The sequence below is a fragment of the Psychrobacillus sp. NPDC096426 genome (genome assembly GCF_044762745.1).
Classification (GTDB): domain Bacteria; phylum Bacillota; class Bacilli; order Bacillales_A; family Planococcaceae; genus Psychrobacillus.
The window spans coordinates 53457-77780 of the sequence record NZ_JBIWEX010000003.1 but is presented as its reverse complement, the minus strand read 5'-3'; the positions used below and the strand labels follow the sequence as shown (position 1 = coordinate 77780).

At 38.2% G+C, this 24324-nt stretch carries 24 protein-coding genes; 20 read left to right on the top strand and 4 right to left on the bottom strand.

Going from position 1 to position 24324, the window contains the following annotated elements; genetic code table 11:
- Positions 1 to 99: 99 nt before the first annotated feature.
- Positions 100 to 633 carry a gamma carbonic anhydrase family protein gene (locus ACIQYS_RS03775; protein ID WP_402975146.1) on the bottom strand — a complete coding sequence of 178 codons (534 nt, stop codon included), beginning with the start codon at positions 631 to 633 and terminating at the stop codon, positions 100 to 102.
- Positions 634 to 717: 84 nt separating this feature from the next.
- Between ACIQYS_RS03775 and ACIQYS_RS03770 the strand changes: the two genes are divergently transcribed.
- Positions 718 to 1779, top strand: a complete 1062-nt coding sequence (locus ACIQYS_RS03770) for an NAD(P)H-dependent flavin oxidoreductase (protein ID WP_402975143.1) — start codon at positions 718 to 720, stop codon at positions 1777 to 1779.
- Between the two features lie 28 nt (positions 1780 to 1807).
- On the opposite strand, the gene ACIQYS_RS03765 is transcribed toward ACIQYS_RS03770, so the two are convergent.
- Positions 1808 to 2440: a GntR family transcriptional regulator gene (locus ACIQYS_RS03765; RefSeq protein ID WP_402975140.1), complete on the bottom strand. Its 633-nt coding sequence runs from the start codon at positions 2438 to 2440 to the stop codon at positions 1808 to 1810.
- Positions 2441 to 2790: 350 nt separating this feature from the next.
- On the opposite strand from ACIQYS_RS03765, the gene ACIQYS_RS03760 reads away from it, so the two are divergent.
- The 18 genes from ACIQYS_RS03760 (at position 2791) to ACIQYS_RS03675 (ending at position 20758) form a co-directional block, all read left to right on the top strand.
- Positions 2791 to 3201 carry a thioesterase family protein gene (locus tag ACIQYS_RS03760; protein ID WP_402975137.1) on the top strand — a complete coding sequence of 137 codons (411 nt, stop codon included), beginning with the start codon at positions 2791 to 2793 and terminating at the stop codon, positions 3199 to 3201.
- A 22-nt stretch (positions 3202 to 3223) separates the two neighbouring features.
- Positions 3224 to 4369 carry a Leu/Phe/Val dehydrogenase gene (locus ACIQYS_RS03755; protein ID WP_402975134.1) on the top strand — a complete coding sequence of 382 codons (1146 nt, stop codon included), beginning with the start codon at positions 3224 to 3226 and terminating at the stop codon, positions 4367 to 4369.
- Positions 4370 to 4384: 15 nt separating this feature from the next.
- Positions 4385 to 5440, top strand: coding sequence for a pyruvate dehydrogenase (acetyl-transferring) E1 component subunit alpha (gene pdhA, locus ACIQYS_RS03750; RefSeq protein ID WP_402975131.1), 1056 nt, complete (start codon positions 4385 to 4387; stop codon positions 5438 to 5440).
- A gap of 3 nt (positions 5441 to 5443) precedes the next feature.
- Positions 5444 to 6460, top strand: a complete 1017-nt coding sequence (locus ACIQYS_RS03745; RefSeq protein WP_402975128.1) for an alpha-ketoacid dehydrogenase subunit beta — start codon at positions 5444 to 5446, stop codon at positions 6458 to 6460.
- Positions 6461 to 6472: 12 nt separating this feature from the next.
- Complete coding sequence (locus ACIQYS_RS03740; RefSeq protein ID WP_402975125.1) at positions 6473 to 7693, top strand: dihydrolipoamide acetyltransferase family protein; 1221 nt, start codon at positions 6473 to 6475, stop codon at positions 7691 to 7693.
- Position 7694: 1 nt separating this feature from the next.
- The gene (locus ACIQYS_RS03735) at positions 7695 to 9134 is read left to right on the top strand and encodes a dihydrolipoyl dehydrogenase family protein (protein WP_402975122.1); all 1440 of its coding nucleotides are present in this window, start codon (positions 7695 to 7697) and stop codon (positions 9132 to 9134) included.
- A 164-nt stretch (positions 9135 to 9298) separates the two neighbouring features.
- The gene (locus ACIQYS_RS03730; RefSeq protein ID WP_402975119.1) at positions 9299 to 10273 is read left to right on the top strand and encodes an ABC transporter substrate-binding protein; all 975 of its coding nucleotides are present in this window, start codon (positions 9299 to 9301) and stop codon (positions 10271 to 10273) included.
- A gap of 13 nt (positions 10274 to 10286) precedes the next feature.
- The gene (locus ACIQYS_RS03725) at positions 10287 to 11336 is read left to right on the top strand and encodes an ABC transporter permease (protein ID WP_402975116.1); all 1050 of its coding nucleotides are present in this window, start codon (positions 10287 to 10289) and stop codon (positions 11334 to 11336) included.
- Positions 11314 to 12111: an ABC transporter ATP-binding protein gene (locus tag ACIQYS_RS03720; protein ID WP_402975113.1), complete on the top strand. Its 798-nt coding sequence runs from the start codon at positions 11314 to 11316 to the stop codon at positions 12109 to 12111. The genes ACIQYS_RS03725 and ACIQYS_RS03720 overlap by 23 nt, the downstream gene beginning before the upstream one ends.
- A gap of 162 nt (positions 12112 to 12273) precedes the next feature.
- A complete protein-coding gene (locus tag ACIQYS_RS03715; protein ID WP_402975110.1) occupies positions 12274 to 13065 on the top strand; it encodes a fumarylacetoacetate hydrolase family protein in 792 nt (263 codons plus the stop codon).
- On the top strand, positions 13062 to 13820 hold the full coding sequence (locus tag ACIQYS_RS03710) for a fumarylacetoacetate hydrolase family protein (protein WP_402975107.1): 759 nt from the start codon (positions 13062 to 13064) through the stop codon (positions 13818 to 13820). The genes ACIQYS_RS03715 and ACIQYS_RS03710 overlap by 4 nt, the downstream gene beginning before the upstream one ends.
- Before the next feature lie 20 nt (positions 13821 to 13840).
- Positions 13841 to 14224 (top strand): 5-carboxymethyl-2-hydroxymuconate Delta-isomerase, encoded by a 384-nt coding sequence (locus ACIQYS_RS03705; RefSeq protein ID WP_402975104.1) that lies wholly within the window; start codon positions 13841 to 13843, stop codon positions 14222 to 14224.
- A gap of 122 nt (positions 14225 to 14346) precedes the next feature.
- Positions 14347 to 15828, top strand: coding sequence for a 4-hydroxyphenylacetate 3-monooxygenase, oxygenase component (hpaB, locus tag ACIQYS_RS03700; protein WP_402975101.1), 1482 nt, complete (start codon positions 14347 to 14349; stop codon positions 15826 to 15828).
- Between the two features lie 42 nt (positions 15829 to 15870).
- Positions 15871 to 16365, top strand: a complete 495-nt coding sequence (locus ACIQYS_RS03695) for a flavin reductase family protein (RefSeq protein ID WP_402975098.1) — start codon at positions 15871 to 15873, stop codon at positions 16363 to 16365.
- 6 nt (positions 16366 to 16371) lie between these two features.
- Positions 16372 to 17298: a 2,4-dihydroxyhept-2-ene-1,7-dioic acid aldolase gene (gene hpaI, locus ACIQYS_RS03690; RefSeq protein ID WP_402975093.1), complete on the top strand. Its 927-nt coding sequence runs from the start codon at positions 16372 to 16374 to the stop codon at positions 17296 to 17298.
- Between the two features lie 12 nt (positions 17299 to 17310).
- Positions 17311 to 18831, top strand: coding sequence for a 5-carboxymethyl-2-hydroxymuconate semialdehyde dehydrogenase (gene hpaE / locus ACIQYS_RS03685; RefSeq protein WP_402975089.1), 1521 nt, complete (start codon positions 17311 to 17313; stop codon positions 18829 to 18831).
- Between the two features lie 20 nt (positions 18832 to 18851).
- On the top strand, positions 18852 to 19835 hold the full coding sequence (hpaD, locus tag ACIQYS_RS03680) for a 3,4-dihydroxyphenylacetate 2,3-dioxygenase (RefSeq protein WP_402975086.1): 984 nt from the start codon (positions 18852 to 18854) through the stop codon (positions 19833 to 19835).
- Between the two features lie 305 nt (positions 19836 to 20140).
- Positions 20141 to 20758, top strand: coding sequence for a trimeric intracellular cation channel family protein (locus ACIQYS_RS03675; RefSeq protein WP_402975083.1), 618 nt, complete (start codon positions 20141 to 20143; stop codon positions 20756 to 20758).
- Positions 20759 to 20913: 155 nt separating this feature from the next.
- Here ACIQYS_RS03675 and ACIQYS_RS03670 read toward each other — a convergent pair whose 3' ends face one another.
- Positions 20914 to 22161 (bottom strand): MFS transporter, encoded by a 1248-nt coding sequence (locus ACIQYS_RS03670; protein WP_402975080.1) that lies wholly within the window; start codon positions 22159 to 22161, stop codon positions 20914 to 20916.
- A gap of 89 nt (positions 22162 to 22250) precedes the next feature.
- Positions 22251 to 22988 (bottom strand): SDR family NAD(P)-dependent oxidoreductase, encoded by a 738-nt coding sequence (locus ACIQYS_RS03665; RefSeq protein WP_402975077.1) that lies wholly within the window; start codon positions 22986 to 22988, stop codon positions 22251 to 22253.
- 167 nt (positions 22989 to 23155) lie between these two features.
- On the opposite strand from ACIQYS_RS03665, the gene ACIQYS_RS03660 reads away from it, so the two are divergent.
- On the top strand, positions 23156 to 24043 hold the full coding sequence (locus tag ACIQYS_RS03660) for a LysR family transcriptional regulator (protein WP_402975074.1): 888 nt from the start codon (positions 23156 to 23158) through the stop codon (positions 24041 to 24043).
- Positions 24044 to 24324 lie beyond the last annotated feature (281 nt).

Sequence of the window (24324 nt, the reverse complement as noted above, 5' to 3'; positions counted from 1 at the left end):
TATCCAGTTAGCTCTTGAATATCTAATTATTAATAGAACCCAATTCCAACGAGAAAATTGGGTTCTTTTTCTGGTTTTTATCCAAGAAAAGAGAGCAGGTTACCCGTTGTTATCTTTCTTATCTTGAAGAATCTCACGATAATCGTATCCTTTTTGAACATACGTATCAATGGATAACTGAATAAGTTCCAGATCCTTGTCAGTTAGTTCCCTTACTACTTTACCGGGTGAACCGACGACAAGTGAACGGGGGGGTATTTTCTTTCCAGGTGGAATTAATGTGTTAGCACCGATAATACACTCTTCTCCAATTTCAGCATGATCTAGAATGGTAGAGCCCATTCCAACAATGGATCGTTTACCAATTTTACAACCGTGTAAGATCACATTATGACCAATCGTAACTTCATCTTCCATTACAACTGGAGCATCCTCATATAAATGAATGGTCGAATTGTCTTGAATACTACATCTTTTTCCAATCGTAATCGATCCTTCATCTCCCCGCAGTACTGCATTAAACCAAATAGTGGATTCTTCTCCAATTAAGACCTCCCCGATAATTTTAGCCCCGGGAGCAATAAATACGGATGGTTCCAGCACGGGTGTTTTCTCTTTATACGTAATAATCATTAATTTTCCCTCCACTTTTAGAATTTTCATAATTGTATTTCTACTAATAGTAATATAACATATTTTAATATGGGGGGATGAAAAATGATATATGTTTGTGAAAAGCTACAAATTAAATATCCAATAATTCAAGGTGGAATGGGCAATATTAGCAATGCACAGCTTACTGCGGCTGTATCAGAAGCTGGTGGGCTTGGCACAATAGGGTGCGGAACAATGACGCCAAATGAAGTGGAGAAGATAATAGCTGAAACGAAAAAGCTAACCGATAAACATTTTGCGATTAACATTGCAATTAGCGTCTCACCTTATGCGAATGAACTGATTGATCTTGTTATTAAGCATAACGTTTCCGTTGTTTCGTTATCAGCAGGTAATCCGGCGCCATATATCCCTAAACTGCATGAACATGGTGTCACAGTTATAGCGCTTGTCGCATCCGTCAAGCATGCTCAGAAAGCGGAAGCAGCTGGAGCGGATATTCTAGTGGCAGAAGGATTCGAAGCAGCTGGAATTAATTCTACTCTGGAACTGACGACATTCACGCTAATACCACAACTTGTGAAACATGTAAAAGTACCAGTAATCGCAGCGGGTGGAATTGGTGATGGTAAAGGGTTGGCAGCTGCACTTATGTTAGGGGCATGTGGTGTACAGATTGGTACTCGCTTGATTGCGACAAAGGAAGCTCCATTCCATGACACATACAAACAGAATCTTGTCAGAGCAAGTGATACAGATACATTACTTATAGGACGTAGCGTAGGGAGATTGAGGCGTATATTAAAGACATCCTATGCAAAGAAGCTAACTGATTTAGAAAAATCGGGAATGACGATAGATCAATACAGTGAAATGACTTCAGAAAAACACCATGTTAAAGGTGCAATTGAAGGCGATATGGAAAATGGCTTTATCAATAGCGGGCAAATCTCAGGTTTAATTGAAGACATCCCATCTGTAAAAGATTTACTCGATAATATGATGGAAGTAGCAGAAGATCAACTGAACAAGTCTGTGAGGGAATTTAGAAAAATACAAACTACTAGTTTCTCACCTGACAGCACGTCCGCTGTAAGCGAGCGGACTTTCGGCAGGCAACAATATAATCATTTAACAGAGCCCACTAAAAAAACGCCGACCTAATTGTTAGTGCGGCGTTCGTTTTGAGAAATTAATTTCGCTCTTTAAATGCTTCAAGTGTAATTAGTTTATGTTTACGTGCATATTCTTCGATTTCCGAGCTATCTGCGCGTTCTTTCAATAGTTTAATAAGAGTAGAGTGTTCCTCTATTGATTGAGGCGTACGCTTTGGATAGAAAGTGAAACCTGCTTGTCTAACAATATCTAACCGATTCCACGTTTCCCGAATATTTTTTTTCAATAAATTGTTCGGACAATAGGAATAGATTTGGAAGTGAAATTCTCTATTTAAGGCTCCCAATTTATCCAATTCATAGTTTTCTAGCATCTCTTTCATTTCGTTATTAATGTTTTCCAACGTCTTTATTCCGTTGGTTGTAATAAGCGGTGCACTAAGTGCCGTTGCATGACCTTCTAATAATGCTAAAACATGCATCGTTTCCATGTAAAGTTCGTTATCAATACCTCGAACAATTGCTCCTACATTAGGTTTAAATTCAATTAGTTGATCGGACTCTAATTGATGGATGGCTTCTCTAACCGGTATATGACTAGAGCCTACCTCCTTTGCAATTTGATTGATGATTATCCTTTGGCCAGGGGAATAAGTACCGTCTACAATTCTGGTGCGAATGACTTTATAAGCATATTGGCGTTTATTCATATTATTTTTCATAGTAAACAGATTGTATATCAATTAATATATGATTGCAATAATAGTTCTCTAAAATGTCAGAATTTATTGAAAGAAAGGGTGATCAGAAACGCTTTGTTAATGGGATTCAGATTATAACAAAAATTCAGATAAGTACTTGAAATAATATACTCTATCATATATGATAGTTGTAAATTAACAGTTACAATAACAGAATTTCGTAGACCGGTCGTAAGTACAAACTTATTAATACGGTCTTATATTTGTTTTTAATTTGTAAGCGTTTTCAATATAAGCTTTTAACTATTTTAAGCATTCAGTTGAGTTACTTAAAATATACATGAAGTAGGTGATAGTTAATGATACGAGGATTGGACGTTGGCAGACAAGAAATAATCGAGATAACTGTGACAGAGGATATGTTTGCTTCATTTGAGGGTGTAGTCGTACATCCGGTCTATTCAACAGTCGCAATGACCTATCATATGGAATGGGTTTCTCGAAAAATCATTCTTCCATTTTTGGAAGACCAAGAAGAAGGAATGGGTGCATCCGTTCAGCTGAAGCATCTTGCAGCAGCTCCACTCGGATGCAAGGTTATCTTAACTGCAATCTTACTGGAGCTTCGGGGCAATAAAGTTATTACAAAAGTCACCGCAGAAAATCACTTGGGGATTATCGGAATAGGAGAAGTGACACAAGTCATATTACCAAAGGAAAAAATTGCGATGAGACTGAAAGAAGCCTCATCCAAAAAAGAGATAATGTAGATTTAAAGGGGGAAATCTCTAAATGCTAGCAGAGAAAATGTCTATGACGAAGGAATTTGAACTTTTTGAACAAATGAGTGAGCATGAGCAAGTCGTTTTTTGCAATGACCCTTCTACAGGTTTACGAGCAATTATTGCCATTCATGATACAACGCTTGGACCGGCACTCGGTGGATGTCGCATGCAACCTTATAGCAGTGTGGGAGAGGCATTAGAGGATGTTCTTCGACTTTCAAAAGGAATGACATATAAGTGCGCCGCTGCTGATGTCGATTTCGGGGGTGGAAAAGCAGTTATTATCGGTGATCCTAAAACGGAAAAATCTCCTGAACTATTTCGTGCATTCGGTCAATTTGTGAACTCACTAGGTGGCCGCTTTTATACAGGGACAGATATGGGAACGACGATGGATGATTTCATTCATGCGATGAAAGAAACGAACTTCGTTAATGGTCTTCCAGAAGCTTATGGAGGTGGTGGTGATTCATCGATACCAACTGCTGCAGGAGTTCTTAACGGTATTAAAGCGACCAATCAGTTGCTCTATGGAAACGATGCATTAGGTCCACATGTTTATGCCATTCAAGGTCTAGGAAAAGTTGGATTTAAAGTTGCAGTTGGATTGCTGGAAGCAGGTGCCCATATTTACGTAACGGATATTAGTGAGGAAAGTCTGCGAGCAATTGGAGAAGTAGCAGTAAAAACAACAGGTACAGTACAAAGGGTTGCAAAAGAAGCTATTTATTCGCAAAAGGCGGATATTTTCGTTCCGTGTGCATTTGGTGGGATTATTAACGACACGACAATTCCTCAGTTTAAAGTAAAAGCAATCGTGGGTTCAGCAAACAATCAGTTATTAGATGCTAGGCATGGTAAGTTGTTGCAGGATAAAGGAATTTTATATGCACCAGACTATATCGTGAATGCTGGTGGTCTAATTCAAGTGGCGGATGAATTATATGGCTTTAACAAGGAACGAGTACTTGCTAAAACAAAACATATATATGATGCGGTTTTGGAAGTGTACAGGGATGCAACAAGTAGTGGAAAAACAACAGAGGAATCTGCGAATGCGATGTGTGAGAAAAGAATAGCAACTCGAGGGAAACGCAATAGTTTTTACTCAGAGTCCGTGAAACCAAAGTGGTCCATTCGCAAACAATCCTGATTGGAGGTAAGTTAAATGGAACATAACTATCCTATGAAAAGAATCATAGACAATCAAGGCTTTCTTGTAGACGCTAGTTTTGAAGATCAGATAGATGAACAATTGGTTAATGACCTTTATTATCACATGTTAAGAATACGCACATTCGATAGAAAAGCTATTAACTTGCAACGCCAAGGACGTCTAGGAACGTATGCACCACTAGAAGGGCAGGAAGCAGCTCAAGTTGGTAGTTCACTTGCATTAAGTCCTGCTGACTGGGTTTTTCCAACTTATCGGGATCATGGTGCGACCATCACGTTCGGAAAAGGTATGGCTAGAACATTTTTATACTGGAACGGCAGAGTGGAAGGGTGTGTAGCTCCCGCAAATAGAAATATTTTCCCACCAGCTGTTCCAATTGCAACTCAAATTCCTCATGCCGCAGGAGCTGCCTGGGCTGAAAAGAAAAGAGGGACTCAAAATATTGCCATTGCCTATTTTGGAGATGGTGCAACTTCAGAAGGGGATTTTCATGAAGGATTGAATTTTGCGAGTGTATTCCAATTGCCAGTCGTCTTCTTTAACCAAAATAATGGATACGCGATTTCAGTTCCGATTGAAAAACAAATGAATTCTGCAACAATCGCACAAAAATCTGTTTCCTATGATATTCCAGGTGTCCGACTTGATGGGAATGATTGTTTCGCCGTTTATTTTGAAACGAAAAAGGCTTTCGACCATGCAAGGAGTGGAAATGGCCCAACATTAATAGAAGCAGTTACGTGGCGAAAGGGTGCGCATACGACTGCGGATGATCCATCGAAATATCGTCCAGAAAAACAAGGGGAGCATATAGTTGATCCTCTTATACGATTAGAATTATTTATGAAAAATTACGGCTATTGGAATGAAGATTGGATTCAAGCTACGAAAGAAAAAACGAGTAGTGAAGTCGAGGCGGCTGTGGAAGAAATGGAAAAGTTCCCGCCGCCAAACGTAGAAGACGTTTTCGATCATGTATATGCTGAAATGCCAGCTCAACTTGCTGATCAAAAAGAAGCGTACCTTGATTATTTGGGGAGGCAGTGACAAATGGCACAAATGAAAGAGTCGAGTCCAAAAAATGAAACGACAAAACAACTCACATTAATTCAAGCCATCAATGAGGCTATGCGTTTGATGCTAGAAGAGGATAACCGAACCATCATACTCGGAGAAGATATCGGTAAAAATGGCGGCGTCTTCCGGGCGACAGAAGGACTCCAGGAAGCGTTTGGTGATGACCGGGTAGTCGATACTCCACTTTCAGAAGCAGGAATTATCGGTACGTCCATTGGTCTTGCAGTTAATGGTTTTAGACCGGTTGCAGAAATTCAATTTCTCGGTTTTATCTATCCCGCATACGAACAGATTATGACGCATGTCTCCCGAATTCGAATGCGGTCCATGTCGCGTTTTACAGTGCCAATGGTTATCCGTGCACCATACGGAGCAGGAATTCGTGCGCCTGAAATACATTCTGACAGTACAGAAATCTTATTTACACATATGCCAGGCATCAAAGTTGTTTGTCCTTCTAATCCATACGATGCAAAAGGATTATTGATTGCAGCAATGGAAGATCCAGATCCGGTGCTCGTTTTGGAGCCAATGAAAAACTATCGCGCAAAGAAAGAAGCAATACCTGTTGGAAAATATACCGTTGAAATTGGTAAAGGAAAAATAGTACGTGAAGGAAAGGATGTCACACTTATTGCTTGGGGGGCTATGATTTCAATCGCAGAAAAAGCAGCAGAACAGGTGGATAAAAAGGGGATTAGTTGTGAAATTATCGATCTGCGAACATTGTATCCATTGGATCGTGACATCATAGCGGAGTCCGTGCAAAAGACAACGAGAGCGGTAGTCATACATGAAGCACATAATACTGGGGGGTTAGGAAACGATATTGTGTCCCTTATTAACGATACAGCTTTCCTTTATCTACGAGCTCCAATTGAACGTGTTACCGGATTTGACGTACCGGTTCCATTCTTTACATTAGAAGAACATTATCTACCAACTCCCGCACGCGTAGTTGAGGGAATAGAAAAAGTGGTTCATTTTTAAGGAGGAAATGGAATGTTCGAAGTAAAGTTACATGATATCGGGGAAGGAATGATGGAAGGTGAAGTGATCCATTACTTAGTTCAAGTTGGAGATTCGGTTAGGACGGATCAGCCGCTTGTCGAAGTGCAAACGGACAAAATGGTCGCTGAACTTACTTCGCCCTGTACAGGTATTGTGAAAGAAATTCGAATTGATGTAGGTGAAACCGTCAAGGTCGGAACATGTCTACTATACATTGAAGCAGATGAAGTTGCTCAAACTGAACAAAAAAACCAAGTAAATTCAAAACAAAATATGGAGAAGAAAGCAATTGTTGAGATGAACAAAGGCTTAAAAGCTCTGCCCATTTCTTATAATCGAGTACTCGCTGCACCATATACACGGAAAATTGCGCGCGACAACAATGTAAATCTGGAGGATGTAAAGCCGATTGACCCTTCAGGGAGAATAACAGAAGAAGATGTTTACCGATTTCTGAATGGATTGCAAACGAATGATGCTGATGTGAAGAGTGTGAAGCAAGAAGTTGTACTTCAAGAAATCCCAGATGAAATCCCATTTAGAGGGATACGTAAAAAGATTGCAGAAAAGATGACGAAGTCACTCTATACTATTCCTCATGTCACTCATTTCGATGAAGTTAATATGACAAACCTATTTGAAATGAAGGAGCAAATGAAAATAGCTGATGAATCAGTGAGTATTCCAGCATTTCTTATAAAAGCACTTGTTATTTCATTGAAGGATTTTCCGATTTTTAATGCTGAGCTGGATGAAGAAAATAGTCGAATACTCCTCAAGAAGAATTATCATATTGGCATTGCCACAAACACAGAAAATGGACTTATTGTCCCTGTACTCCATGATGTCGATAAGAAATCAATTAAACAGATTAACCAAGAAGTCAAAGGATTAACAGAAAGAGCAATCGCTGGTAGTTTACAACCGTATGAATTGCGAAATAGTACATTTACGGTGAGTAATGTTGGGCCATTAGGTAGTACAGGTGCAACGCCAATTATCAACTATCCAGAAACTGCCCTAATTGCTTTTCACAAAACGAAAAAACAACCAATCGTTAATAATTATGATGAAATCGTAATCGGTCATATCATGACACTTTCATTTGTCTTTGACCACCGTGTTGCTGATGGCGCGACAGCTGTTAAATTTACGAACCGCTTTGCGAGCCTGATTGAACAGCCTCACAAATTGATGATGGAGATGATATAAAATGGTTGTTGGGGAAATCAGCCAGGAACGAAATCTCATTATTATTGGTGGAGGACCAGGCGGTTACAGTGCTGCGATAAGGGCTGCACAGCTTGGTCTCTCGGTCACAATCATTGAACAGGCTCAAATGGGTGGCGTTTGTTTGAATGAAGGATGTATTCCTTCTAAAATTTTTACACATGCAGCAACTAAACGCTCAGAAAACGCTCATTTACAAGATCTTGGAATTGGAAATGCAGATAACCTTTTCGATATAAAAAAGCTGAGTAATTATATGTCTAAAGTCATCCATCAGCTTAGGACTGGCGTAGAAAGTCTATGTAAATCAAACAAGATTGAAATAATAAATGGGAAAGCTACTTTTCTCGCAATAGACAAAATTGGTGTAGAAAATGGCCATCAATTCGATATTTTTGAATTTGAGCAAGTTATTATTGCAACAGGTAGTTCCACAATTTTGCCGCCTACTATTAAAGAAAAGGGGGAAAGGATATTATTTCCTCATGAACTATATAAATTGGATCAGTTACCAGACCACATTATTATAAGAGGCCAAGATTACATTGACCTTGAAGTGGCTTCCAGTTTTGCGGCATTAGGTACACAAGTCAGTATGGTGGTAGATTACGAAGCAGGCTTTCCTTTCGATGAAACTATTAATAAAGAGTTAAGTCGTTTATTTAAAAAACGCAAAATTAAAGTGTATAAAGAAATGGAATTAATTTCTGTTAATGAAACAAAAGATGGTATTACGATATCTTTTCTAACAGATAAAAATGTAGAAGAAACAATTAGTGGATCTCATCTATTCGTTTCCGGAACAAGGAAACCTAACTTGGATTCTCTAGGAATAAAACGTTTTGGAATTGCGCAAACAGATGAGGGCTTTATAAAGATAGACGGAAATATGCAATCATCGATACCTTCCATCTATGCAATTGGTGATGTAACGGAAGGTCCAATGCTCGCAGTTAAAGCAATCAAACAAGGAAAAGCTGCTGCGGCATCCATTGCAGGTGAACAATCGGAAGTTGACCTTACATTTATGCCAGTTGTTGCACATACTATTCCGCCTGCCGTTTCTGTGGGCCTTACGGAACAAAGTGCACGGAATTACGGATTGGCTATTCGTGTCAGTCAATTTGCTCTTGGTGCTAACGGTTATGCAACCATCACTGGTAAAAAGGATGGGTTGATTAAAGTTATTTCTGATTCAACTACAGAAATTATTCATGGGATTCATATGATTGGTGAAGGGGCTATTGAAATGTCTGGGTCCTTTATACAGTTGCTTGAAATGGCCGCAAAAGAAGAAGACATTAAATTCCCCCACTATGCACATCCAGCATTCAATGAAGCACTACTTGAAGCGGTGGAGGGGTTAATCGGTCAATCCATTCACTCTACCACTGTTAATAAGGCTGACTATATTAAAATCTAATAAAAAAACTCTATCAAAGTAGTGAAAGAAAATGTATAATAAACAATTAATAAATCAGAACATTCAAAAACATCTGAACTGATTTTTATTGAGTTAGTAGTAAAGTGTCGTGCGTTGGGTTCAAATAACTACTAAATAAAACAGCTTGATGAGGGGGAAATGAAATGAAGAACAGATGGAAAATAATGATGGCTGTTATTTTCAGTACAACATTAATACTGGCAGCATGTGGTGGTGGCGGGGAAAAAACGGCATCCTCGAAGAAATATAAAATTGGTGTCACTCAAATTGTAGAACACCCATCACTTAATGCAGCTTACGATGGTTTTAAAAAGGCTTTAGAAGATGCTGGAATTGATGCAGAATATGATACACAAATCGCTCAAGGGGATAATAGTGCTAACACAACAATAGCGACGAATCTTGTCAGTGCAAAGGTGGATCTAATATTTGCAAACTCTACTCCTAGTGCTCAAGCGGCTGCCAGTGCTACATCGGATATTCCAATCGTTTTTACTTCTGTAACAGATGCAGTTGGAGCAGAACTCGTTAAATCTATGGAAAGTCCAGGAGGTAATGTAACAGGTACCATTGATGCTCATCCTGATGCAATTTCCGATACAATGAAGTTCCTAAAAGAACAATTAGGTGCGAAAAAGGTTGGAATGGTGTTTAACTCTGGAGAGCAAAACTCACGTGCTCAAGTAGATGCAGTAAAAGAAATGTTAAAAGGTATGGATATGACTGTTGTGGAAGCGTCTGTTGCTACTTCAGCAGATGTAAAGCAAGCAGCTGAATCATTAATTGGTAAAGTAGACTCTATGTATATCATTACAGATAATACGGTTGTTTCCGCGCTTGAATCTGTCATTTCAGTCGCAAACGACAATAAAATCCCGGTGATGGTAGGCGAATTTGACTCTGTTAAACGAGGCGGGTTAGCAGCTTACGGCTTTGAGTATTATGATATTGGCTACGAAGCTGGACAAATGGCAGTCAAAATCTTAAAAGGCGAAAGTAAGCCAGCTGAATTACCAGTTCAGATCCCACAAAATTTAAAACTAGTTATGAATAAAAAAACGGCTTCTATTTTAGGACTCGATATCAAAGATGAATGGAAAGCTGAGCTTGTTGAATAGGAGGTGATTCTATATGTTTACAGCTGTATTTGGCTCTGTGGAGCAAGGAATCATCTATGCAATTATGGCACTTGGAGTGTATATTTCATTCCGAGTGCTAGATTTTCCGGATTTAACTGTGGACGGTAGTTTTGTAACAGGAGCTGGGGTTGCTGCCACAATGATTATCTCTGGATATCATCCGGTAGTAGCTACGACAGTAGCTATAGTTATCGGTTTTCTTGCTGGATGTGTAACCGGTCTCCTACATACAAAAGGAAAAATTAATGCACTGCTTTCTGGAATATTAATGATGATTGCCTTGTATTCCATTAATTTACGCATAATGGGGCTGACGTCTCCAAATTCCATTGGCCGTCCGAATATACCTTTATTAAATGCTGAAACAATGTTTAGTAAGTTCCAAACATTTTGGGGTTCCTTAGGCATCGATACAGCCATTAACAATTTCTTTAGTAATCAAGGGTTTCAGTACTTGCCTTCCACCTGGGGGACAGTGTTTATCATGATTATTATTGTTTTAATCATAAAATTTATCGTTGATTGGTTTTTGAAAACCGAAGTAGGTCTTGCGATAAGAGCTACTGGCGATAATAAGAAAATGATTCGTAGTTTATCTGCTAATACAGATACGCTCATTATTGTTGGCCTAGGGTTTTCCAATGCACTTGTAGCCTTCTCCGGAGCATTGATCGCTCAGTATGCAAAATTTGCTGACATCGGAATGGGTATTGGAATGATTATTATTGGACTCGCTTCCGTTATTATTGGTGAGGCAATATTTGGTACGAAAACGATTGTACGAACAACATTTGCAGTAATTGCTGGTGCCATCATTTATAGAATTGTACTTGGCATAGCACTTAGAGTGGACTTTCTTGATACGGGAGATATGAAACTAATTACCGCAGTTATTGTCATTTGCGCGCTAATCTTGCCCCAATTTTTTGAAAAGCAGCGGGAAAAAAATAGGAAAGCAAAACGCCATGCGGAACGATTAGCAGAGCAAAAACGATTGCTAATGAAGGAGGGGAACGTCGTTGTTAAAGCTCAGTCAGATTAATAAATTGTTTAATGAATCAACACCTGATGAAAAAATTGCATTAGATCAAATCAATCTTCAGTTAAATCCTGGTGATTTTATGACTGTGATTGGAAGCAATGGAGCTGGGAAATCGACTATGTTGAATATGATTTCCGGCGCTCTTTCTCCTGATTTTGGTGTAATCGAAATTGCTAATGAAGACGTTACAAAAATGCCGGAATATAAGCGTTCTCAAATGATTGGTAGAGTATTCCAAGATCCAATGGCAGGGACCGCTCCTACGATGACGATTGAGGAAAACTTGGCAATGGCTTATTCAAGAAACAAAAAACGCTCATTAAAAAAGGGTGTAGATAAGAAACGTCGTGAATTTTTCCGTACATCACTTGAAACGCTTCATTTAAACCTGGAAAATCGATTGAATGCAAAAGTAGGTATGCTTTCTGGTGGAGAGAGGCAAGCCCTTTCTCTATTAATGGCTACCTTTACACAACCGTCTATTTTACTTCTGGATGAACATACTGCCGCACTAGACCCATCGCGTGCAGAACTAATTACTAATTTAACAAAGCAGCTAGTGGAAAAGGATCAGCTCACTACACTAATGATTACTCATAATATGCAACAGGCCCTAGATTTAGGGAACAGGCTTATTATGATGGATAAAGGCCAAATCATTTTAGAAATAGAAGCAGAAGAAAAGAAAAAATTAACCATTTCGAAGCTGATGGATGAATTCCAACGGATTCGTGGCGAGAAATTAACTAGTGATAAAGCATTGTTATCAGTATAATATACCTTCTGAATTGTAGGGACACCTATTTTTATAGTTTGTGGTTTGAAAACTTCATCCTAGAAGAAAGGTGCCCTTTTTGTGCATCGTAGTTTGTATTTCTTAGGAAATATAGTTGTGTTGCTATTGAAAAATAGCCTGGCAGTTAAAGGAGTGAAACGTATGAGCAGGGCAAGGATCAAAGTATTAGGGGACCGTAATTTAGCATTAGTGGACGTGCAAACAAGTACGAATACAGTTGTTTTAGGGAACAGTGTGTTAAGTAGTAATGAAGTACAGTTCGACAACCCGATTATCGGTACAGTTTATGGTACGCTACTGAACTATAAAGGGGCACTTGAAAAATTGGGAGATGCTGTTAATAACAAACCATATAGTTCGCCGCCTATCGCTCCTATTCTTTATATTAAACCAGCAAATACATTCAATCATTATGGAGCAGCAATCCCCATGCCCCCAGGAATAGAGAAATTGGAGATGGGCGCAGCACTCGGAATAGTAATAGGGAGGTTAGCGGTTGCAGTTGATGAAAAGAATGCATTAACTTACGTAGCTGGCTATACAATCGTGAACGATGTCAGTGTGCCGAATGAAAGCGTTTACCGACCAGGAATTCAATATAGAGCACGTGATGGATTTTGTCCGATGGGACCATGGATTATAGATTGTCATGAAGTGAAGAACCCAGATGATTTGACCATAAGCGTATTTATTAATGATATTCTCCAGCAAGAAAATTCGACTTCCAATTTGATCCGTTCGGTCTCTCGCCTACTTGCAGATGTCACGGAGTTCATGACATTAAGTCCTGGAGATGTATTACTCGTAGGAGTACCTGAAGACGCTCCACAAGCCAAGGTAGGAGATAAAGTACGAATCGAAATTGCTGGGATTGGGTGCTTAGAAAATATGATTGTGGATGAAAGTGAAATAAATGGGAGAGGGAAGAGATGAGAAAAGCGCGAATAGCATATGGGGGTGCCATTCATGAAGCGATTGAATGGGAAGGGAGACTAAAGTTAGATGATGGCCGAATAGTAGACGGAAATGAAGTCACTTGGCTTACACCGATTGTGCCGCGCACGGTGTTTGCATTAGGGCTGAACTATGCGGATCATGCAGCAGAACTTTCATTTGATGCCCCGTCAGAACCACTTGTCTTTTTAAAAGGACCGAATACGTTTATTGGGCACCAAGCATATACGCGACGTCCAGCAGATGCCACTTATATGCACTATGAATGTGAACTCGCTGTAATTATCGGTGAAACAGCTAGACATGTGAAAAAAGATGAAGCATACAAATATATTAAGGGGTACAGTGTTGCAAATGATTATGCCATCAGAGATTATTTAGAAAATTATTACCGTCCTAATCTTCGAGTGAAAAATCGTGATACTTGTACACCATTCGGGCCATGGATAGTGGATGGAACAGATATCGCGGACCCCATGAATCTAAAGATAACTACACATGTCAATAATAAACTGGTTCAAGAAGGAACAACAGCTGATATGATCTTTGATATTCCTTCGCTTATTGTTTATTTAAGTAGCTTTATGACATTAAGTGAAAATGATGTCATTCTTACAGGCACTCCTAAAGGATCAGTAAATACTACTGTTGGAGATGTAGTTGTCACGGAAGTCGAGGGAATTGGTCGCTTAGTAAATACTATAATCGGAGATGAATCCTTTACAAATCGATAATACAAAAGGGGAGAATTTATTTGCCGCATTTTATTGTGGAATACACGGATAACATTAAAGAGGAAGCGAATCTCGCCAAGTTGTTGGAGGAAATCCATCGAGTGTTGATTGCACGAGCCCCTGTTTTTCCAATAGGAGGTATTCGCTCAAGAGCGATTGAGTTAAAAGACTATCGAGTGGCGGATGGAGCAGAGGATGACGCATTCGTCCATGCAGTGCTAAAAATTGGCGCAGGACGTTCTGAGGAAATGAAGCAAGAAGTTTGTCATACACTATTTAAAGTAATGAAAGAGCATTTCTCCATATTAATGTCCAAAAGGTACTTAGCTTTGTCCATGGAGCTTATTGAATTTAGTGAAGTTGGTACGTATAAACAAAATAATATTCATACCAGATTTGAATAGTAAAATGTGAAATTATAGCTATAATCATATATTATTTCATATATCTTTATACATTTATTATTCTGAAAATTACGAAAATAACTATTTTAGCCTAACAAATAAAAATTAGAGGAGGGAATAGAATGGGCGCTCGAACGGGGAAAGAATATATCGAAGGCATTAAAAAGAAGAATACGGAAGTATGGATTCATGGGGGAAAAGTGGAAGACGTAACTACACATCCAGCATTTAAAAATGTAGTAGAAAGCATTGCAGGCCTATACGATTTACAACATGAGAAGCCAGATAAAATGCTCTATACTTCCCCTACAACTGGAAATAAAATTGGGCTTTCCTTTATTGCACCTAAAACGAAAGAAGATCTGTTTAAAAGACGGGAGATGCATACCGAATGGGCGGCTTTTTCAGGTGGCATGATGGGACGTTCACCAGACTACTTGAATACCAGTATTATGGCTTTCGGAACCGCTAGCCAGTTTTTTGCGCAAGAGGGCGGTGGAAGTGAACAGTTTGCTAAAAATGCAGCAAATTACTATGAATATGCACGGGAAAACGACATTAGTCTAACTCATACATTAATTCATCCTCAGGTAAATCGATCCATGTTAACGCAAGCAGAACAAAAAGATCCATTTCTATCCGCGCGTATTACAAAAAAGACGCCAGATGGAATTATTGTAAATGGTTGTCGTCTCCTGGCTACATTAGGAGGTATTACAGATGAACTCGTCGTATTTCCTTCTACTATAAATAAAACACCGGGAACTACGGATGATCCATTCGCATTTGCGTTTGCAATTCCAAATAATACTTCGGGTTTGAAATTCCTATCTCGTGAATCATTTGACTATGGAAAAAGCAAATGGGATCACCCACTAGGCGCTAGGTTTGATGAGAGTGATGCCATTATTTCGTTTGAAGATGTATTAGTTCCATGGGAAAGAGTTTTTGTATGTGAAAGTACCAATATATGCAATCGTACGTATGCCGAGACAAATGCGGTAATACATATGACGCATCAGGTTATTTCGAAAAACGTCGTAAAAACAGAGTTCATACTAGGTGTCGTTATAAGTATGATGGAAGCAATTGGTATTGATCAATTCATGCATGTGAAAGAAAAAGCAAGTGAAATCATGGTTATTTTAGAGGTGATGCGCTCGCATTTATACAGAGCAGAACATAATGCCAAAATCGATCAGTACGGCAATATGACGCCTGACTTTGAACCTTTAAATGCAGCGCGTAACTGGTTCCCAAAAATGTATCAGCGTATGAATGAAATCATTAAAATTCTAGGGGCTTCCGGATTAATGGCACTGCCAACAGAGGCCGACTTCAGCAACACCGATGTTGGTCCGTTAGTCCATCGTTACACACAAGGTGCAAATATAAACGGTGAGGAAAAAGTACAGCTATTCCGCTTAGCGTGGGATATATCTATTAGTGCTTTCGGTAATCGCCAAGCACTTTACGAATACTATTTCTTTGGGGATCCCGTGAGAATGTCGAATGCTTATTATGATGGTTTTGACAAGCAACCTTATAAAGATATGGTGACAAACTTTTTAAATAAAGCAAAAAAGGAAGCGGGAATAATCTAATACCTAGTTAACGTCTCCTAAAACTAGAGAGGTGGATGACTGATGCACAGTGAAAATCACGAGATTGATGATCGGTTATTCCGAAATGCGATGGGCTGTTTTGCAACAGGTGTAACCGTCATTACAACAAAAATAGAGGAAGATATTTTTGGCATGACTGCGAATGCTTTTATGTCCGTTTCTCTAAATCCAAAGTTAGTGGCAATTAGTATCGGGAAAAACGCAAAAATGCATGAGCATGTTAAAGTTTCGAAGCAATTTGCTATTAATATATTATCTACTAACCAGCAAAACGAATCGAAGCAATTTGCAGGTCAGCTAGTTGCAGAATCCAACATCACATTCGCTTCCTTTAAAAATGTACCAATACTAGAAGATACGGTAGCGGTTGTTACGTGTGAACTGCATAGCGAATATATAGTCGGAGACCATACAATTTTTATTGGTAAAGTGACTGGAGTAAAAATGAATCAAGGTGAACCTTTATTATTTAGTCAAGGAAAGTATCGCGAACTAAAAGAGCTAGAAAGGGAGTAGATTCTATTGGCATATGAAGAAGCTAAAAAGAAGTTAAAAGGTTCTATTTGTCCTGTCATTACACCTTTTACTGAAAGTGGTGCGATTGACGAAAAAGTATTGATCGAACTGATCAATTGGCAAATTGAAAGTGGCAGTCATGGGATATCTGTTACAGGTACGAGTGGCGAACCAAGTTCTTTAACAATAGAAGAAAGAAAAAGGATAATGAAACTTGCAAAAGAGGCGATAGATGGACGGGTGTTTTTTGCACCAGGAACAGGGTCTACCAATCATGATGAAACAATGGAGTTAACGAAATATGCAGAAGAGCTAGGTGCTGATGCTGCCATGGTTATCGTGCCTTACTACAATAAACCGAATCAAGAAGCACTCTATCAGCACTTTAAAACGGTAGCAGATTCAGTAGAAACACCAATCATTATTTATAACATTCCAGGTCGATCAGCTGTCAATATGGAAGTGAGCACGATGAAGCGGTTAGTAGAAGATTGCCCAAATATTATCGGTGTCAAAGAAGCAAATAAAGACTTTGAGCACGTAAATCGGGTGCTACTAAACTGTGGTAGAGATTTTCTACTATTTTCAGGAATTGAATTACTTTGCTACCCAATGCTTGCAATTGGAGGAGCAGGGTTCATTAGTGCTACAGCAAATGTCGAGCCTGCAAAAGTAGCAGAGCTGTACAATGCATGGGAAGCTGGAGATGTTGCAAAATCACAGGATCTTCATTTTGAATTAATGCCATTAAATGATGCGCTATTTAGAGACACAAACCCTGCACCGGTTAAAGTGGCACTCGGCATGATGGGCAAAATTACTCCAAAGCTCCGCTTACCTTTAGGATTACCTTCACGAACAATACAAGAAGAAGTTCGGCAATCACTAATTGATCTTGCCATTTTGCCTAAGGAATCAGTTTTAAAACTATAATAAAGAAATTAGGTGATTAGTTTGGTATCTTCTCAGAAGTTAGCTTCTTTTAAACATGAAATTCAAAAGGATATTTCACTGTATATAAATGGAGAATTTACAACCTCTATAAGTGGAATGACGTTTAAAAATATGAATCCATTTACAAATGAACAAATTAATGAAGTTGCGGAAGGGCAATCGGATGATATAAATAAAGCGGTTGCAGCTGCGCGAGTTGCTTTTGATCATGGTCCATGGAAAACGATGAAGCTCACTAAAAGATTGGCATACATTTACCGTATAGCCGATTTGATTGATGAAGAAATTGAGCGAATCGCTTACTTAGAAGCACTTGATACAGGGCTTCCTATCAGTCAAACGAGAAAGATGGTAAGTCGTGCTTCCGAAAACTTCCGATTTTATGCTCGAATGGTAGAAAATCGATTGGTTGGTGATGCCTATCAAGTAGATGATGAATTTATCAACTATACAATTCATGCACCTGTAGGGGTGGCAGGATTAATCACACCATGGAATGCTCCCTTCATGCTAGAAACATGGAAAGTGGCGCCAGCACTTGCTACTGGTAATACAGTTGTCTTAAAGCCGGCAGAACTTTCTCCACTTTCAGCAAATCTATTAGCGGAAGTGATTCATAAAGCGGATCTTCCAAAAGGCGTTTTCAACGTTGTTCATGGCCGAGGGGAAATTGCGGGCGATGCGCTTGTAAAACACCCTGATGTCCAACTTATTTCTTTCACTGGGGAAACAACTACGGGTTCATCGATTATAAAAAATAGTGCGGATACAATGAAAAGCTGCTCCATGGAACTTGGTGGAAAATCTCCCATTATTGTTTTTGAGGATGCTGATTTTGACCGCGCTTTAGATGCTTGTGTCTGGGGAATCTATTCATTTAACGGGGAAAGATGTACGGCGAACTCACGCTTGTTTTTACAGGAAGGAATCCAAGATAGATTTATTGAAGCTTTAAAGATTCGTGTTGCGAATATTAAAATTGGTGATCCACTAGACACAAATACAGAAGTGGGACCATTAATTGATAAAGAGCATTACAGCAAGGTGAAAGGTTACTTAGAAATTGCAAATGAAGAAGGTACAGAAGTCATTACAGGAGACATCCCACAACAACTTGCAAAAGGGAACTTTGTTGCACCGACGCTTATTCTAAATGCCAAAAATAACATGCGCGTTTCACAAGAGGAAATCTTCGGTCCTATACTGACTGTCATGACATTTAAAGATGAAGAAGAAGTCATTCAGTTGGCAAATGATATTAAATATGGACTTGCGGGTTATGTATGGACGAACGATATTAAACGAGGTCACCGTGTTGCGCATAAAGTAGAAGCTGGAATGCTTTGGATCAATGCTCAAAATGTTCGTGATTTGAGAACCCCTTTTGGAGGTTCAAAATCCTCTGGAATCGGACGTGAAGGTGGACATTACGGCTTCGATTTTTATACGGAACAGAAAATTATCCATGTTTCAATTGCTGACCATCATATACAGCAATTCGGGAAAAAATAGTGGAAGGTAAGGTGAACACGGTGGATTTTTCAATCATTCGATTCGCACGAACTGTTCTTCATGTATTGGATTTGGAGGTGTCCCGTAAATTTTATGTGGATGGTTTAGGCATGATTGAAACAGAAAGGGATGACAATCATATCTATTTACGAGGTTTAGAAGAACATTCGCATCATAGTTTATTATTGAAAAAAGCAGAAAAAGCTGCTGTAGAAGTAATAAGTTATAAAGTGATAAAAGAACAGGATCTCGATGAAATTGAAAAGCTATTTATCTCGAAGGGTCTCAAAACAAAGTGGATGGCAAAAGGCGAGCAGCATGCAATGGGAAGAACCCTTCGAGTCCATGATGTCTCTGGGATTCCATTAGAATTTTTTGCGGAAATGATCACTGTTGACCGGATGCTGCAACGCTACGACCTATATCATGGAGCCAAAATACAGCGCATTGACCATGTTAACTGTGCAGTACCCGATGTTCAAAAAGCTTATGATTTCTTTGTAAACCAACTAGGATTCTCGTGTTCTGAATATACAGATACGGAAGATGGTGAATTATGGGCAGCATGGCTTTATCGAAAACCAACTGTTCATGATCAAGCCTTTATGAGTGGTCCTGGGCCTAAGTTACATCATTTTGCATACACACTATCAGATCGACTAAGCGTACTCGATTGTTGTGACATTTTAGCGAGTATGGGCTATGCAGATTCTATTGAACGTGGACCAGGACGTCATGGATTATCTAACGCTTTCTTCCTCTACTTGAGAGATCCAGATGGGCATCGCATAGAGCTGTACACAGGTGATTACTTAACAAGTGATCCAGATTTAATACCAAAACGTTGGGATCTAAATGACCCACTTCGTCAAACGTTCTGGGGACACCAAGCACCAGATCGATGGTTTAATGAAACAAGTACATTCCTTGATATTGAAACGGGCGAAGAAATAGAATGGAAAGAACCAGTTTTGGAACAAAGAAAACCAAAGATTATTGTTTAAACAATTTATAAACCACCTATGAAAACGATTGCTATTTCATAGGTGGTTTTGTATTGATCTAGAAATTAATTTAGGTAAAACGATGGAATTAGTTTAAACAGCAGTATTTTAGGGTATTTTTTACATAAGAGATATTGTTCTTGTAGATAAAATTGGAATTAAGGAGTTTGTTAGAAAGCAGAACTAGCTAGAACTATTAAAATATTTCATCAGCATGCTAATAAAACAGTAGAGTCGTTCAATATTTACTATTTGAGCGACTCTTTTATGCTTAAATCGGTCCAGAGAGGATAGGAGGAATTAATTTGACATGGGACATTCTTAATATTATTGGTACCGTTGCTTTTGCAATAAGTGGTGTGCTTATCGCTATAGAAGAGGATTATGATCTATTCGGTATGTACGTATTAGGGTTTACGACAGCATTCGGAGGCGGTCTCATACGTAATATATTGATTGGGATACCAATTGAAAACTTTTGGATACAAGGTTATTTATTTGAAATCGCATTTTTGGCTATTACTATGGTTTATATATTTCCGAATAAATGGATTAGTAAATGGAAAAACAGTGTGGTGTTTTTTGATGCCATTGGTTTAGCAGCTTTCGCCATTCAAGGTGCAAATTATGCTGTATCTATTGATGCACCATTAATGGCAGTAATTATAGCAGCTTGCATGACAGGTACAGGTGGCGGGATGATAAGAGATGTGTTCGCAGGTCGAAAACCGATGATTTTTTGTTCTGGAATCTATGCCTTTTGGGCAGTATTAGCAGGTCTTGTCATTGGTTTGGATTGGATACGTGGCCCCTATGCTACATTTTCTCTGTTAATCATAATCGCTATGTTAAGGATATTAAGTGTCTATTTTAACTGGAATCTACCACATAAGATCTATAACAAAGGAAGTATGGACAAATAAAAAGGGATCATGAGTCATGGTGCTTTAGTTGAAGATCATGGGTTTTAGAAAATTCTTTTTTTCTTAAAGTGCACTAACTGCGTGCTTTAGCGAAATATAAAGCTGACAATAAAAAACACCTACAAAATGATCGAACTTTGTAGGTGTTTAAATGTTTAGTAATTTAATTTTTTCTTCCAGTTTAAAGAGAATAAACTAGAAGAAATCGTAATAATAAAGAGCACAATGACAATAATGAAAACGATGTAGTAAGAACCAGTCGAGTCAAATAGGTAACTGAATAATGTTGTACCGAATGCTACACCTAACGTAGAAGCTGACATAATTGTAGTATAAATAGATGCATAATCACGTCCGCCAAACACTTCTCGAATTACTACTGGTGGAAGTAAGGTAGATCCAGAGAACCCAATACCAAATAGTAATGCACCAACATAAAGCACACCAATTCCGAACGAATCCGAAATTAGCAATGCAACTACACCAATCATACCACCGCCAATACCAACAAATAGCGCGGTTTTAATCCCAAATTTATCATTAATTGCCCCAAGTAAGAATTTACCACCTGTTTGACCAATCGTTACACAAGTTACTCCTGTAGCAGCCATTGTAGCTGTAAATCCTACTGATTGTACAAAGTTTGGTACGTGGAAGCTTACCGTTGAAGCCAAACCAAACAATCCTGTAAATAACAGTACTAAATAAAATGCTGGTGATTTCATCGCTACACCTTTTAAAACACCTTTTTCAGGTGCTTTTTGTACATTAGAAGCATTATCATCAACTTCATCGGCACCATAAGCAGTCATATTTAGTTGTTCTGGCTTTGAACGAATGACAAAAATTGAGAATGGTAAGATTAGAATTGCTACAATAATACCCAATACGATATAAGTTGAACGCCAACCAATGGATTCAATCAAAACACCTGTAATTTGAGCGAAAACTGCACCACCAACTCCCATAAATGCCATAGCGATACCTAAAGAAGTACCTGCTTTTGCTTTAAACCAGTTGTTCATGATTAAGGGAATCGAACCGTAAATTAAGAATGTACTCCCAATCCCTAACGCAATTCCCGAAACATAAAATGGGATAACCGAATGATAAGTACCCATTAGCCCAAATGCTAGTGCGTTAATAATACCAGCAATTGTTAAAATATATCGTATATCAAATTTGTACAATACTTTCCCTGCAAAAGGTAGTAAAATTGTGATAGTTAAATACATTAATGATGTATACAAACTAATTTCAGAAACACCTACATTAAAGTCTTCAGCTACAGCACGGTATAGTAAACCGGCACAGCTAACGATAATTCCAACGCTTGCGGCATAAATCGCAGCACTTGCTACCATAATCCACCAAGCATAGTGAATTTTGCCTCGCTTTTTCATATTTCCACCTCATAAAAATGGAGAAGCAAGCACTGTTGCTCCTCCGTTGTATATTTATTGATCAGTTAAGACTACTTTTAATTATGAAATTATTGAATTGTGAATCCGCCATCAATTGGAACAATTGCACCATTCATGAATTTCGCTTCATCAGATGCTAAAAATACTGCTAAATCTGCTACTTGCTCTACTTGTCCAAATGTACGAGTTGGTACTAAATCTTTAGGGATATCTGCTAAAACATCTTTAGTTAAAGGTGTTTCGATTGTACCCGGACAAAGCGCATTAATTTTAATTCCATAGCGCGCATATTCGGAAGATAAGTGTTTTGTATATCCAATTACTCCATGTTTAGTAGCTGTATAAGCCGCTCCACCTTTACCTGCAACAAGACCTGCAACTGAAGCAATATTAACAATTGAACCAGTACCACGTTCGATCATGCTTGGTAATACAGCATTCGAAAATTCGAACACACTTGTTAAGTTAATATTAATGAAAAAGTTCCATTGGTCTAAAGTCGTGTCTAATGATTTAGCATATTTATCGAATACACCTGCATTATTTACTAATACATCAACTGGGCCGAATGTCTCTTCTGTTACTTTTACGCAATTTAGTATATCTTCGGTTTTCATAACGTTTACTGATACAGCGATAGCTTCCCCACCAAAAGCATTAATTTCATCAGCCACTGCTTGTGCTCCTTCTAAATTTAAGTCAGCTACTACTATTTTTGCTCCTTCTTTTGCAAAGCGGATAGCTTCCCCTTGTCCCATGCCTGATGCTGCTCCTGTAATGATTGCAACTTTGTCTTTTAATCTCATATTCGACAACTCCCTCTATTTAGTTCATACTTTGTCCACAATTATGTATGATTCACAAATTGTTCACATATCAGTGACAATGTACATATTATACTCATTTTGATATAATTAAAAATACTTATTTATTATTTACTTATAACTTTAGGTTATAAATAATGAGGTGAACTATGGACTTAATTAAATTAAAATACTTTTATATAACAGCAGAATTAGAAAATATGTCACTAGCTGCAAAAGAACTTTTGATATCGCAGCCAGCGTTAAGCAAGGCGATTACAAATCTCGAGGCAGAGCTAAAAATGGATCTATTTTTCCGTAATGGTAAACACATTTCATTAAATGAAAATGGCCGTTTTTTATTTAGAGAAGCAGAGCATGTTTTCTCCGTAATACGTAATTTAGAGCGTGGATTGGAGGAGAGACGAGGGGAAGGAAATGGTAATTTATCAATAGTTACAACTCTTCCATACACATTTTCAAATATTATAGATATATTTTTTAATGAGTATCCACATGTGAAATATCAACAAGTTCCGTTATCGAAAGAAAATTTGCAACAGTTTATTGAAAATGGCAAATATGATGTGTGTATTACAACAGAAAAAATAGAACATTCGAATGTAGAGTGGGTGCCATTATTTGAAGAAGAAATTTTTTTAACTGTTCCAAAATCATTTAAAGAGGCTAAAACAGGTACAATTGACTTAATGGAATTGGAGAATATATCATTTATCGGATTAACAGATCAGTACAGTTTTCGTCAATTTACGGATCAATTTTGCAAAACAGTAGGATATACGCCTATTTATCAAGTAGAAGTAGAAGAAGCAACAACGATTTTGCAGTTAGTAAAAAATGGACGTGGGGCAGCGTTTACACCTGAAACATCTGTTAATTTATATGAAGATAAAATAAAGCATTTAAAAATTAAAAATGGGAAGTTTACACGTACGATTGGCTTATTAAAGCATCGATATACATACCCAACAAAAATCTCAGAGGCTTTCGTTTCGCATTGTCACAGCTATTTTCAGGGTATAAGAAAGGATAAATAGAAACAAAGAAAATTATCAAATTTTGAATTTATCTTGTACATAATAATTCAAGATGTTGAAATGATTGATGATCCTCTTTTAATTTTAATAAATAGCACCTAGAACTTCAGTCTGACGCTTATATATTTCCATGGAAAATTTATATATAAATCAGATACAGACTGGATAGCAAAAGACCATCATTTTCGATGGTCTTTTTACTTACAAAACATCAGGTAGACTTCGGTGATCCATCTTATCCGCTTTTTGAAATTAATAGCATTGATTATGTATCGTCGAAT

Coding starts and splice junctions, on each gene's coding strand:
- ACIQYS_RS03735 (WP_402975122.1), top strand. CDS start 7,695: ATGGTTGTTGGGGAAATCAGCCAGGAACGAAATCTCATTATTATTGGT.
- ACIQYS_RS03745 (WP_402975128.1), top strand. CDS start 5,444: ATGGCACAAATGAAAGAGTCGAGTCCAAAAAATGAAACGACAAAACAA.
- ACIQYS_RS03725 (WP_402975116.1), top strand. CDS start 10,287: ATGTTTACAGCTGTATTTGGCTCTGTGGAGCAAGGAATCATCTATGCA.
- ACIQYS_RS03695 (WP_402975098.1), top strand. CDS start 15,871: ATGCACAGTGAAAATCACGAGATTGATGATCGGTTATTCCGAAATGCG.
- ACIQYS_RS03765 (WP_402975140.1), bottom strand. CDS start 2,440: ATGAATAAACGCCAATATGCTTATAAAGTCATTCGCACCAGAATTGTA.
- ACIQYS_RS03660 (WP_402975074.1), top strand. CDS start 23,156: ATGGACTTAATTAAATTAAAATACTTTTATATAACAGCAGAATTAGAA.
- ACIQYS_RS03760 (WP_402975137.1), top strand. CDS start 2,791: ATGATACGAGGATTGGACGTTGGCAGACAAGAAATAATCGAGATAACT.
- ACIQYS_RS03770 (WP_402975143.1), top strand. CDS start 718: ATGATATATGTTTGTGAAAAGCTACAAATTAAATATCCAATAATTCAA.
- ACIQYS_RS03665 (WP_402975077.1), bottom strand. CDS start 22,988: ATGAGATTAAAAGACAAAGTTGCAATCATTACAGGAGCAGCATCAGGC.
- ACIQYS_RS03730 (WP_402975119.1), top strand. CDS start 9,299: ATGAAGAACAGATGGAAAATAATGATGGCTGTTATTTTCAGTACAACA.
- ACIQYS_RS03715 (WP_402975110.1), top strand. CDS start 12,274: ATGAGCAGGGCAAGGATCAAAGTATTAGGGGACCGTAATTTAGCATTA.
- ACIQYS_RS03710 (WP_402975107.1), top strand. CDS start 13,062: ATGAGAAAAGCGCGAATAGCATATGGGGGTGCCATTCATGAAGCGATT.
- ACIQYS_RS03755 (WP_402975134.1), top strand. CDS start 3,224: ATGCTAGCAGAGAAAATGTCTATGACGAAGGAATTTGAACTTTTTGAA.
- pdhA (WP_402975131.1), top strand. CDS start 4,385: ATGGAACATAACTATCCTATGAAAAGAATCATAGACAATCAAGGCTTT.
- ACIQYS_RS03740 (WP_402975125.1), top strand. CDS start 6,473: ATGTTCGAAGTAAAGTTACATGATATCGGGGAAGGAATGATGGAAGGT.
- hpaB (WP_402975101.1), top strand. CDS start 14,347: ATGGGCGCTCGAACGGGGAAAGAATATATCGAAGGCATTAAAAAGAAG.
- ACIQYS_RS03775 (WP_402975146.1), bottom strand. CDS start 633: ATGATTATTACGTATAAAGAGAAAACACCCGTGCTGGAACCATCCGTA.
- ACIQYS_RS03670 (WP_402975080.1), bottom strand. CDS start 22,161: ATGAAAAAGCGAGGCAAAATTCACTATGCTTGGTGGATTATGGTAGCA.